General features: G+C 70.3%; 11 protein-coding genes. 10 read left to right on the forward strand and 1 reads right to left on the reverse strand.

Annotated elements, in window-relative coordinates; all coding sequences use genetic code 11:
• The first annotated feature begins 450 nt into the window (after positions 1–450).
• Together WYO_RS28765 and WYO_RS31900 are read left to right on the forward strand one after the other, a co-directional pair.
• Positions 451–999: a GAF domain-containing protein gene (locus WYO_RS28765; protein WP_007569492.1), complete on the forward strand. Its 549-nt coding sequence runs from the start codon at positions 451–453 to the stop codon at positions 997–999.
• Positions 1,000–1,106: 107 nt separating this feature from the next.
• Complete coding sequence (locus WYO_RS31900; RefSeq protein WP_007569493.1) at positions 1,107–1,256, forward strand: hypothetical protein; 150 nt, start codon at positions 1,107–1,109, stop codon at positions 1,254–1,256.
• A 34-nt stretch (positions 1,257–1,290) separates the two neighbouring features.
• Here WYO_RS31900 and WYO_RS28770 read toward each other — a convergent pair whose 3' ends face one another.
• Positions 1,291–2,079: a serine protease gene (locus WYO_RS28770; protein WP_244424363.1), complete on the reverse strand. Its 789-nt coding sequence runs from the start codon at positions 2,077–2,079 to the stop codon at positions 1,291–1,293.
• Positions 2,080–2,499: 420 nt separating this feature from the next.
• Here WYO_RS28770 and WYO_RS28775 point away from each other — a divergent pair, with 420 nt between their 5' ends.
• The 8 genes from WYO_RS28775 to WYO_RS28810 all read left to right on the forward strand — a co-directional run bounded on the left by WYO_RS28775 (position 2,500) and on the right by WYO_RS28810 (position 10,619).
• Positions 2,500–4,383 (forward strand): methanol/ethanol family PQQ-dependent dehydrogenase, encoded by a 1,884-nt coding sequence (locus WYO_RS28775; protein WP_007569496.1) that lies wholly within the window; start codon positions 2,500–2,502, stop codon positions 4,381–4,383.
• Between the two features lie 132 nt (positions 4,384–4,515).
• On the forward strand, positions 4,516–5,421 hold the full coding sequence (gene moxJ / locus WYO_RS28780) for a methanol oxidation system protein MoxJ (protein WP_007569497.1): 906 nt from the start codon (positions 4,516–4,518) through the stop codon (positions 5,419–5,421).
• Between the two features lie 89 nt (positions 5,422–5,510).
• Positions 5,511–6,077 carry a cytochrome c(L), periplasmic gene (gene moxG / locus WYO_RS28785; RefSeq protein WP_007569498.1) on the forward strand — a complete coding sequence of 189 codons (567 nt, stop codon included), beginning with the start codon at positions 5,511–5,513 and terminating at the stop codon, positions 6,075–6,077.
• Between the two features lie 86 nt (positions 6,078–6,163).
• Positions 6,164–6,460, forward strand: coding sequence for a methanol dehydrogenase [cytochrome c] subunit (locus WYO_RS28790; protein ID WP_007569499.1), 297 nt, complete (start codon positions 6,164–6,166; stop codon positions 6,458–6,460).
• Between the two features lie 184 nt (positions 6,461–6,644).
• Positions 6,645–7,676: a MoxR family ATPase gene (locus WYO_RS28795; protein ID WP_007569500.1), complete on the forward strand. Its 1,032-nt coding sequence runs from the start codon at positions 6,645–6,647 to the stop codon at positions 7,674–7,676.
• Complete coding sequence (locus tag WYO_RS28800) at positions 7,673–8,530, forward strand: DUF58 domain-containing protein (protein ID WP_007569501.1); 858 nt, start codon at positions 7,673–7,675, stop codon at positions 8,528–8,530. Before WYO_RS28795 ends, WYO_RS28800 begins: the two co-directional genes overlap by 4 nt.
• Before the next feature lie 148 nt (positions 8,531–8,678).
• Positions 8,679–9,566, forward strand: a complete 888-nt coding sequence (locus WYO_RS28805) for a hypothetical protein (protein WP_007569502.1) — start codon at positions 8,679–8,681, stop codon at positions 9,564–9,566.
• A gap of 3 nt (positions 9,567–9,569) precedes the next feature.
• Positions 9,570–10,619: a vWA domain-containing protein gene (locus WYO_RS28810; RefSeq protein ID WP_007569503.1), complete on the forward strand. Its 1,050-nt coding sequence runs from the start codon at positions 9,570–9,572 to the stop codon at positions 10,617–10,619.
• Positions 10,620–10,827: the final 208 nt, after the last annotated feature.

Below are 10,827 nucleotides of genomic sequence, written 5' to 3' on the forward strand. Positions count from 1 at the left end.
CTTCTTGATCATCTGGTCCTCAATCTCCCGTTGATCGGGATGTGCCCGGGGACAGGACGTCAGGAAGGCCCGACGCGATAGTGCAACGCTGCAACAGGGCCCGCGAAGGCTCCGGGCCGGTGGCCAAAAAGGTGCGCTGGAACACATCGCGAGCCCGTGATGACTGGGGCCCATGCATTATTCGGCCAAAACTGACCCCGGATAAAAATATGGTTCGGCAATACGCGCAGCCGCGGCGTGTTAACCTACGTGTAACATTCGGGGTTCGGCCCGAGAGCAGATCCCGCGTTTCCGGTCTCGCCTGTAGATTGCGTCGTGACGGGCCGGAGCGGGCGGACCCGCGGCCGGGCGTACCGCGCCCCCGCGCGGACCTCCCTTGAGAGGCCGGTCGGGCGGGGCCTGCCAGAATGCGACGTGGACGATCCGGGCCGCTTCCCCTAGCTTCAAGGCATGTCAGCGGCCGATTTCCTGCCCGATGACGGCTTGGTGCGGGCGACAGGCCGTTTGGCGGTCGCCTGTTCCCTCCCGGACGTCGTGTCCATCCTGCGCGAGACGGCGCGGGACATCGTCGGCTCCGACGGGGTCGCGGTGGTCCTGCGGGAGGGCGGATCCTGCTTCTACGCCGCGGAGGACGCGATCGAGCCCCTGTGGCGGGGGCGCCGGTTCCCCCTCACCGCCTGCATTTCCGGGTGGGTGATGCTCAATGACGAGACCGCCGTAATCCCAGCCATCGAGTTCGACCCCCGGGTGCCGATCGAGGCCTACCGCACCACGTCGATGCGCAGCCTCGTGATGGTGCCGATCGGGTCGCCGGAGCCGATCGCCGCCCTGGGCGCCTATTGGTGCACGTCGGTCATCCCGGACGACATGACGGTCTACCGGCTGGAGATGCTGGCGCGGCAGGCCGGGGCCGCGCTGGCCTCCCTGCACCCGCACGCCCAGGCGCGGCGCCCCGGTGCCGTGCCGCCATCCGATCGCGAGGCCGGGCGGCCGGCCTAAGCGCAGCCCGGGGTGGGCCGCGCGCCTGCGTCGCAGCGGGGATCGATCACCGGCCTCCGGCTGTTGCCGACACGCCCGCGGCTCGCCTGGATGTCTCAAGCCCCCTCATGAAGCGCTTCGTCCTCATCGGCATCTTCGCCGCCCTGTTCGCCGCGATCATCGCGATTGCCGGCACATGGTCCGTCGTCACGCCCATCAATCCGGCGGTCGCCCCGGACACCGCCGCGGCACCGAACCCGACCGCGCAGCGGAAGTGACGGTTGGCGGCCGGCGGGATCGCGTCGCGCGATCTCACCGGCGCCCGCCCGCCTCCGCCCGGCCCCGGAGAGCCGCCAGCAGGCCGCCTTCGAGGAGCAGGGCGGATCCGTAGTGGAACTCGATATCGAAGCGGCTTCGTGAGTTCATCGACAGGGATGCGCTCTGCAGGGCGATGAGCTGGCCGGCCTCGTCGAACAGGCCTGAGCCCGAGCCGCCGTAGCCGTCGTTGCAATCGTGGCGGGCGCGGCGGATCGCATCCTCGCTCGGCGGGTCGATCCGCCGGATGGCGCAGCGCTCGAGGCTGCTGGGGCCGCGATAATTGCCGTGGCCCGCGGGCGACACCATGGTCACCGGCAGGGTGATGTCCCCGACCGGCAGGTCGGGCGGCTCCGGCAGGGGCTGCGGGGCGGCATCGGCCGGGCGGTCGAGGCGCAGGATCGCCCAATCGTCGGTGATGTGCAGGCCGGCCGCCCCGGGGGCGGTGCCGAGCACCAGGCTGTCGGCCTCGAACTCGTAGTTGCGGCCGCCGATCTGGAAGTAGCAGTCGGCCACCGGGCGGGTGACCGCGAGGCGGCGATCCCGGAAATTGTGGGCGTTCAGCAAAACGGTCGAGCGATCGGCGATCAGCCACGCCGCGGCCGCCTTCTGCGGGACGCCGTCCGGACCCCGGCACCACAGGATGCCGGCGCCCCGATAGCGCTCGAAATCGGCGCCGGTCAGGTCGCGGCGCGCATCCTGCGGATACAGCGCTGCGACGCGACCCGCCGTCCCGGCTCGGTCCGCGCCCCGGGCCGCGCCGGCCAGAGCGAGCAGCGCCGTCACCAGCAGAATCGACCGCCGGGGGGCTCCGGAGACCGGCATTGTGCCGGCAAAGAACGGGCTGGACCGTCTCAAGCCCATCAAGCAGCCCCGAAGACTGAAGGCCGCGCATGGTGCGGGCCGGGAACACAGTTCTGGGCGGGCGCCGGGGGACGGTCAAGCCGGCCACGGGTATTCCGCCGCGTCCCCGCGGCATTGCCGAATTATCCCGCCAACAAATGTCAGCTTGCCTGAAGACATCGTCGGGCATTGGCGCATAAAACTGAAAGGTGACAAGATCTTAATAAGCAGATCATAAAGGTCGAATGTCTCTAAGTCGCAAATAAAGCTGACTATCGACGCGGGCGGCCTCGATCGATCTTGCACTGCGAAAATGAATAGCCGCGTTGCCGAAAGGCCGGCGGCCTGGCGAGGAGATGCATCATGAGAAGGCTAGCGGGTTCAGTCTCGGCCCTGGCGATCCTGGCACTGGCGCCGGTCGGCCTTGCGGGCGCGGCTTTCGCCAACGACAAGCTCATCGAGCAGTCGAAGAGCGGCGAAAACTGGGTGATGCCCGGTAAGAACTACGATTCCGACAATTACAGCGACCTGACGCAGATCAACAAGACGAACGTCAAGCAGCTGAAGCCGGCCTGGACCTTCTCCACCGGCCTGCTCAACGGCCACGAGGGCGCGCCCCTGGTCGTGGACGGGAAGATGTACGTCCACACCTCGTTCCCGAACAACACCTTCGCGCTCGACCTCGACGATCCGGGCAAGATCCTGTGGCAGGACAAGCCCAAGCAGAACCCGGCCGCCCGCTCGGTCGCCTGCTGCGATCTCGTCAACCGCGGGCTGGCCTACTGGCCGGGCGACGGCAAGACCCCGGCGCTGATCCTGAAGACCCTGCTCGACGGCAATGTCGTGGCGCTGAACGCGCAGACCGGCGAGACGGTCTGGAAGGTCGAGAATTCCGACATCAAGGTCGGCTCGACGCTCACCATCGCCCCCTACGTGGTGAAGGACAAGGTGATCATCGGCTCCTCCGGCGCCGAGCTCGGCGTGCGCGGCTACCTGACCGCCTACGACGTGAAGACCGGCGCCCAGGTCTGGCGCGCCTACGCCACCGGTCCCGACGAGGACCTGCTGCTGGCTAAGGACTTCAACATCAAGAACGCCCATTACGGCCAGAAGGGCCTGGGCACCTCCACCTGGGAGGGCGACGCCTGGAAGATCGGCGGCGGCACCAACTGGGGCTGGTACGCCTACGACCCGGGCACGAACATGATCTATTTCGGCACCGGCAACCCGGCGCCCTGGAACGAGACCATGCGTCCGGGCGACAACAAGTGGACGATGACGATCTTCGGCCGCGACGTCGACACCGGCGAGGCGCATTTCGGCTACCAGAAGACGCCCCACGACGAGTGGGACTATGCCGGCGTCAACGTGATGATGCTGTCCGAGCAGAAGGACAAGGACGGGAAGATGAGGAAGCTCCTCACCCATCCCGACCGCAACGGCATCGTCTACACCCTCGACCGGACGGACGGCTCGCTGGTCTCGGCCAACAAGATCGACGACACGGTGAACGTGTTCAAGTCGGTTGATCTGAAGTCCGGCACGCCGGTGCGCGACCCGGAATACGGCACCCGGATGGATCACCTCGCCAAGGATATCTGTCCCTCGGCGATGGGCTACCACAACCAGGGGCACGATTCCTACGATCCGAAGCGCCAAGCCTTCTACATGGGCATCAACCACATCTGCATGGATTGGGAGCCGTTCATGCTGCCCTACCGGGCGGGCCAGTTCTTCGTCGGCGCGACGCTGAACATGTATCCGGGCCCGAAGGGTGACCGGCAGAACTACGAGGGGCTCGGCCAGATCAAGAGCTACAACGCCATCACCGGCAAGTTCAACTGGGAGAAGATGGAGCGCTTCGCCGTCTGGGGCGGCACCACCGCCACCGCCGGCAACATCGTGCTCTACGGGACGCTCGACGGCTTCATCAAGGCGCGCGACTCGGACAACGGCGACCTGCTCTGGAAGTTCAAGCTGCCCTCCGGGGCGATCGGCTACCCGATCACCTACACCCACAAGGGCACCCAATACGTCGCCATCTATTACGGCGTCGGCGGCTGGCCGGGCGTGGGCCTGGTGTTCGACCTGCAGGATCCGACCGCCGGCCTCGGCGCGGTCGGCGCCTTCAAGAAGCTCGCTAACTACACCCAGATGGGCGGCGGCGTGGTCGTGTTCTCCCTGGACGGCAAGGGGCCGTACGACGACCCGAATGTCGGCGAGTACGCGCAGCACGCCGCCAAGTGATCCGCACCTGACCCGCGCCTCCTGGCGCGCCAGCTCCGCCGCCCCGTCCGGGCGGCGGAGCCCCGGTTCGCCGGCCCCGCCCTCCCGGCGCGGGAGCCGCCTCCCGACGAAATCCTTTGAGGGATCGAAACCATGCCGCTCCTCGGCGGAATCCTTCGCGCGGCGACCTCTGTCGCGGCCCTGCTCGCCCTCGCGATCCCGGCCCAGCAAGCCTGGGCGCAGGACTCGGAGGCGCAGGCCATCCAGGCCGAGCCCGGCAAGGCTGCGGCCGCGCCCAAGCCAGACCCGTCCATCCTGCGGATCTGCGCCTCCGAGAAGCAGCCGCCGCTCTCCATGCGGGACGGGTCCGGCCTGGAGAACCGGGTCGCCGTCGCGGTCGCCGAGGCGATGGGCCGGAAGCCGGTCTTCGTCTGGCTCGCCAAGCCGGCGATCTACCTGGTGCGCGACGGGCTCGAGAAGCGGACCTGCGACGTGGTGGTCGGCCTCGACAGCGACGACCCGCGGGTGCTGACCACCAAGCCCTACTACCGCAGCGGCTACGTCTTCATCACCCGCGCCGACAAGGACCTCGACGTGAAGTCGTGGTCGGATCCGCGCCTCAAGACCGTCGACCACATGGTCGTCCCGCTGGGTTCCCCGGGCGAGGCGATGCTCAAGGATATCGGCCGCTACGAGGAGGACATGGCCTACCTCTACTCGCTGGTCGGCTTCCGGGCGCCGCGCAACCAGTACACGCAGATCGACCCGGCCCGGATCGTCAGCGAGGTCGCCAACGACAAGGCGGATGTGGGCGTCGCCTTCGGGCCCGACGTGGCCCGCTACGTCAAGGACTCGGCCGTGCCCCTGCGCATGACCCTCGTGCCCAACGATACGGTCAGCAGCGACGGCCGCAAGATGCCCCAGAGCTTCGACCAGTCCATGGGCGTGCGCCGGGACGACACGGCGCTCCGCGACGCCCTCGATGCCGCCATCGCCAAGGCCAAGCCGCAGATCGACGCGATCCTGAAGCAGGACGGCGTCCCGGTGGCGACCAACTGACCCTCGCCGCGCGGCCGGCGAGCGAGCGCCGCGCGATCCAGTCCCCGTGAAGCGAAGATGAGATGACGAAGACCACACGTATCCGGTTGATGCTTCTGGCCGGCGCCGCCTCGGCGCTCTGTGCGGCCGCCGTGATGGCCCAGCCGCAATCCGGGCCGCAGACCGGCCTGATCTTCCGCAACACCATCACCGGGGAGCCGCTGGACCTCGCCGAGGGCAAGCCCGGCGGGCGCGACACCAAGGCGGTCCAGACCTTCTTCCAGACCGGCAAGAACCTCTACATCGACGACAAGTCGTGCCTGCGCAACGGCGAGAGCCTGTACCTGACCTCCTGCTCCGGCTGTCACGGCCACCTGGCCGAGGGCAAGGTCGGCCCCGGCCTCAACGACAATTACTGGACCTATCCGGCCAACACCGAAGATACCGGCTTGTTCGCGACGATCTGGGGCGGGGCCAACGGCATGATGGGCCCGCACAACGAAGATCTGAACCCGGATGAGGCGCTCCAGGTCATCGCCTGGATCCGGCATCTCTATACCGGCCCGGTCAGCGATGCCGCCTGGCTGACCGACGAGCAGAAGAAACACTACACGCCCTTCAAGGAAGGCGAGACCTTCGCCAAGGACGAGCCCGGCCAGTGCAAGCCGCTGGAGTGAGCGTCCGCGCGGAGCAGCGCCCGGCCGAGCCGGCGCCGAAGAACGGCCCGTCGGGCCGCCCTGGGAGCGAACGCAAGGAGTCGACGATGCGCAACAGAAGCATGATCACCGCCGCGATGGTGGCCGCGGGGGCGCTCTTCGCCCTGCCGGCCCTGGCCTATGACGGGCAGACCTGCAAGGCGCCGGGCAATTGCTGGGAGCCCAAGCCCGGCTTCCCCGAGAAGGTCGCGGGGACGAAGTACGACCCGAAGCACGACCCCAAGGAGGTCGGCAAGCAGGCGGAATCCATCAAGCTGATGGAAGAGCGCAACCGCAAGCGCATCGAGAACGCCAAGAAGACCGGCAAGTTCGAGTACGACGTCAGCAAGATCTCGGCGAACTGATCCGGGTTCCCGAAAGACAAGCCCTTTGGCGGGTTCGGGGCAAGATCTTTCGGACTTGGCCCCCGACACACCAGGGCGCTGCCCTGGACCCGCGAAAGGTCCCGGACCTTTCGAAACCCTGACGGTTCGCCTTTTCCGGCCGGTCTCCCCCGGAGGCCGGCCGCCCTGTCCCGGAACCAGCGCGATGAACACGCTCCACCCCGGCGACGCCCAGCTCACCGATTGGCGGGCCTCGGCCGCCCGCTTCGAGGCGGAGGTCGCCAAGGCCGTGGTCGGCCAGGCGCGGGTCATCCGCCTCGTCACCACGGCGATCTTCGCCCGCGGCCACGTCATGCTGGAGGGCGATGTCGGCGTCGGCAAGACCACGCTGCTGCGGGCGGTCGCCCGGGCGCTCGGGGGCGCCTACGAGCGCATCGAGGGCACGGTCGACATGATGCCGACCGACCTGATCTACCACACCTACCTCGCCGAGGACGGCCGCCCCCGGGTCGAGCCGGGGCCGGTCCTGCGCCGGGCCGAGGATCTGGCGGTGTTCTTCTTCAACGAGATCAACCGCGCCCGCCCGCAGGTCCATGCCCTGCTGCTGCGGATCATGGCCGAGCGCAGCGTCACGGCCTTCGCCCGGGACTACCGGTTCCCCAACCTTCAGGTCTTCGCCGACCGCAACCGGGTGGAGCGCGAGGAGACCTTCGAGCTGCCCGCCGCCGCCCGCGACCGCTTCCTGATGGAGATCGGGATGGACGCGCCGCGCGACGCGCAGGCCCGGCGCGCCCTGGTGTTCGACCCGCGCTTCCACGACACCGACCGGCTGATCGCGGAGGTGGCCGAGGGCGTGCTCGATCAGGCCCGCCTCGGCGCCATCGCGGCCTCGATCCAGGTGGCGATCCAGGCTTCCCCGGAGATCGAGACCTACGTGGTCGGGCTCTGGGATGCCCTCGTGCGCCCGGCGGAGGCCGGGATCCGGCTCCCCGGGATCGACATGGCCACGCTGGTGCAGGGCGGCGCCTCGCCGCGCGGCCTCGCCTTCCTGGTCCGGGCGGCCCGGGTGCGGGCCTGGCTGGAGGGGCGGGACTGGCTGGTGCCGGAGGATATCCGGGCGGTCTTCCCCGAGGTGATGGCGCACCGCATCTTCCTGGAGCCGGTCCACGAGATGCGCCGCGGCGAGATCGTCCCGGACCTGTGCCGGGCGGTGTTCGAGACGGTGCCGGCCCCATGACCCGGGCGCCCTCGGCCGAGATCGTCTACCTGCCGCGCTGGCGCCCGCGGGGCCGCCGGATCGGGGCGCATCGCGGCCAGGAGGCCGGCGGGCTCGGCACGTTCCGGGATCAGGTCCCGTTCCTGACCCTGCCGGATGCCCGCCGGATCGATCTGCGCGCGAGCCTGCGCGACCCGTTCGAGGGCGTGCATGTCCGCCGGTTCGAGATGCGCAACGCCGTCGAGGTCTGGGCGCTGATCGACCTCTCGGCCTCGATGCGCTTCCGGGGCGCCGGAGACCGGCTGCGTCTCGCCGCCGACCTCTGCGCGGGGCTCGCCGCATCGGCGACCCGGATCGGCGACGGGTTCGGAATGATCGGCTGCGACCGCACCGTGCGGGCGGAACTCTATTTACCGGCGACCCGCCGGCGCGGGCCGGCCGTCGCCATGGCCGAGCGGATCGCGGCGTCCCGCTGCGACGCGCCTGGCGCCGAGGGGCTGCTGGAGGCCGCCCGCCTGCTGTTCGGCCGGCCGCGGCTGGTCTTCCTGGTCTCGGACTTTCTCTGGCCGCAGGCCCTGATCGCGCAGGTCTTCGCGGCACTGGCGCTTCACGACACGGTCCCGGTGCTGCTCGCCGACAGCGCCGAGGATGCCGGCCTGCCGGATTGGGGCCTGGTGGAACTCGACGATCTCGAAGGCGCCGGCCGCCGCCTCGTCTTCCTGCGCCCCGCCCTGAAGCGGCGCTGGCTCGCCCGGGAGCAGGCCCGGCGCGACGCCCTGCGCAGCCTCGCCGCCGCGTCCTCGGCCCGGGCCCCGTTCCACCTGGTCGACCGCTTCGACGCCCAGGCGCTCACCCGCCACCTGCTGGCGACCTGAGATGATTGGGGCGCACACCAAAAGTCCCGGTTTCAAAAGGTCCGAGACCTTTTGCGGGTGCAGGGCGGAGCCCTGCGATCGGGCGAGCCACCAGGCATCAGGGCTCCGCCCCGATACCCCGCCGAAGGGCTTCGCCCTTCGGAATCCCATGATCTTGGCCTGCTGCGCACTCCTTCTGCAGGCCGGTGCCGCCATGGCGCAGGTGCGCTCCGTCGAGGTGCGGGTGCCCCGCGCCTTCGGGTATTTCCTGGGCGATCTGGTGCGGGTTCAGGCCGACATCGCGGTCGATCCCGGCTTCAGCCTGCAGCGCGCCTCCCTGCCGGCGCCGGGGCCGCTGACCTATTGGCTGGACCTGCGGGATATCGCCGTGGAGGAAAACCCCGGCCGGGTCCGGCTGCACCTCACCTACCAGACCTTCTACGCAGCGCTCGATGCCCGCCAGGTCGCGATCCCGGGCTTTTCCGTGTCGCTCGAGAGCGCGGCCGCGGGCGGCACGACCTCGGCCAAGGCCGAGATCCCCGGCTGGTCGCTCGGCGTCTCGCCCCTGCGGGAGGTCCAGCCGGAGAAGCACGATGACCCGGCCGAGTATCTCCGGCCGGACGGGCGCGTCCCCCGGCTCGACCCGGTGCCGGACCTGCGGGCCGCCCTCGTCGCCCTCGCGGCGGCCGTCCTGGCGCTCGCCGCCCTCGGCTACGATCGCGGCTGGGTCGCCCGGCCCGGTCGTCCCTTCGCCCGGGCCGCCCGCGCCCTGCGCCGCTTGGGCGGTGAGGGCGAAGCCCGCTACCGGGAAGCCCTGCGCCTGATCCACCGCGGCCTCGACGAGACCGACGGCCGCCGGGTGCTGGCCGACGACCTCCCGGCCTTCCTCGACCGGCATCCCGCCTTCCGCCGGGAGGGTCCGGCCCTGGCCCGGTTCTTCGACGCCTCGCGCCGGGCCTTCTTCGGCCGCGAGACCGAGGCCGCCCGGGCGAGCCTGCCCTGGCCCGAGGTCGAGGCCGGCCTGCGTCGGCTCGCCGCCGCCGAGCGGGAGGCCTGAGCGATGATGGTCGGGTCGCTCGGGGTGACGTCGCCCGCCTGGCTGTGGCTGCTGCCGCTCGCGCTGGTGCCGCTCGTTGCCTCGGGGCGCCGGCGCGTCCCGGTCTCGGCGGTCGCGGCGGCGCCCGCCGACGCGGCCTCGCGCTGGATCGCCCGGCTGCTGCGGGCCGCCGGCATGCTCACGGTCAGTGGCCTTGTGGTGGCGCTTGCCGGCCCCTACGGCGCCGGCGCGCCGGTCACCCGCATCGGCGTCGGCGCCCAGATCGCGATGCTGATCGACCGGTCCGGCAGCATGAACGAGACCTTCGCGGGGCGGCAGCCTTCGGGCGCGGAGGAATCGAAGGCCGCCGCCTCCCGGCGCCTGCTGGCGGATTTCGTCGGCGCCCGGGCGCATGATCTGTTTGCGGTCACGGCCTTCTCCACCGCGCCGATGCTGGTCATGCCGATGACCGACCGGCACGCGGCCGTGCGCGCCGCCATCGCGGCGATCGACCGGCCGGGGCTGGACTACACCAACGTCGCCCGCGGCCTCGCGATGGCGCTGTCGCAATTCGCCCCGGAGAGCAGCGGCTCCCGGGTCCTGCTGTTCATCTCGGACGGGGCCGCGGTGATCGACCCGCGGGTGCAGGATTCCCTGCGCGCCGCCTTCACCAAGCTGCACCCGAACCTCTACTGGCTGTTCCTGCGCACCAAGGGCTCGCCCTCGATCCAGGACCGGCCGGCGGGCGAGGACACCCCCCAGGCCGCCCCCGAGCGGCATCTCGACCTGTTCTTCAAGGGCCTCGGCGTGCCCTACCGGGCCTTCGAGGCCGAGGGCCCGCAGGCGGTCGCCGACGCCATCGCGCAGATCGCCGCCCTGGAGCGCAACCCGATCCCCTACACCGAGCCGCGCCCCCGCCGCGACCTGACCGGCTTCGCCTACGGGCTGGCCGGGCTCGGGCTTCTTCTGCTCGTCCTGGCGGCGCTCGCAGAGGCGGATTTTTCGGCGGTGCGGGCTACGGGCGCGGCCGTGCCGGAGCAGGCGACGGAGCCGGATTTCAGGAGGGCGGCATGACCCGATCCGGGATCCGGGAGATTTTGTGCGGCGGCCGACCGCAAGCGGGCCTCTCTCGTCGATCCAGCGCCTGCTCGGGATCGATCGAGCTCGTGGCTTGCGAGGCACACATTTCCTTGACGAAAGCGCGCGGCGGGGTCGTAGACGCGCGCGTCTCCCTCCCCCCTCTGCGGGGGAGGGTGGCCCCCGAAGGGGGTCGGGAGAGGGG

Source organism: Methylobacterium sp. GXF4, assembly GCF_000272495.1.
GTDB classification, from domain to species: Bacteria; Pseudomonadota; Alphaproteobacteria; order Rhizobiales; family Beijerinckiaceae; genus Methylobacterium; species Methylobacterium brachiatum.

Coding starts and splice junctions, on each gene's coding strand:
- WYO_RS28765 (WP_007569492.1), top strand. CDS start 451: ATGTCAGCGGCCGATTTCCTGCCCGATGACGGCTTGGTGCGGGCGACA.
- WYO_RS31900 (WP_007569493.1), top strand. CDS start 1,107: ATGAAGCGCTTCGTCCTCATCGGCATCTTCGCCGCCCTGTTCGCCGCG.
- WYO_RS28775 (WP_007569496.1), top strand. CDS start 2,500: ATGAGAAGGCTAGCGGGTTCAGTCTCGGCCCTGGCGATCCTGGCACTG.
- moxJ (WP_007569497.1), top strand. CDS start 4,516: ATGCCGCTCCTCGGCGGAATCCTTCGCGCGGCGACCTCTGTCGCGGCC.
- moxG (WP_007569498.1), top strand. CDS start 5,511: ATGCTTCTGGCCGGCGCCGCCTCGGCGCTCTGTGCGGCCGCCGTGATG.
- WYO_RS28790 (WP_007569499.1), top strand. CDS start 6,164: ATGCGCAACAGAAGCATGATCACCGCCGCGATGGTGGCCGCGGGGGCG.
- WYO_RS28795 (WP_007569500.1), top strand. CDS start 6,645: ATGAACACGCTCCACCCCGGCGACGCCCAGCTCACCGATTGGCGGGCC.
- WYO_RS28800 (WP_007569501.1), top strand. CDS start 7,673: ATGACCCGGGCGCCCTCGGCCGAGATCGTCTACCTGCCGCGCTGGCGC.
- WYO_RS28805 (WP_007569502.1), top strand. CDS start 8,679: ATGATCTTGGCCTGCTGCGCACTCCTTCTGCAGGCCGGTGCCGCCATG.
- WYO_RS28810 (WP_007569503.1), top strand. CDS start 9,570: ATGATGGTCGGGTCGCTCGGGGTGACGTCGCCCGCCTGGCTGTGGCTG.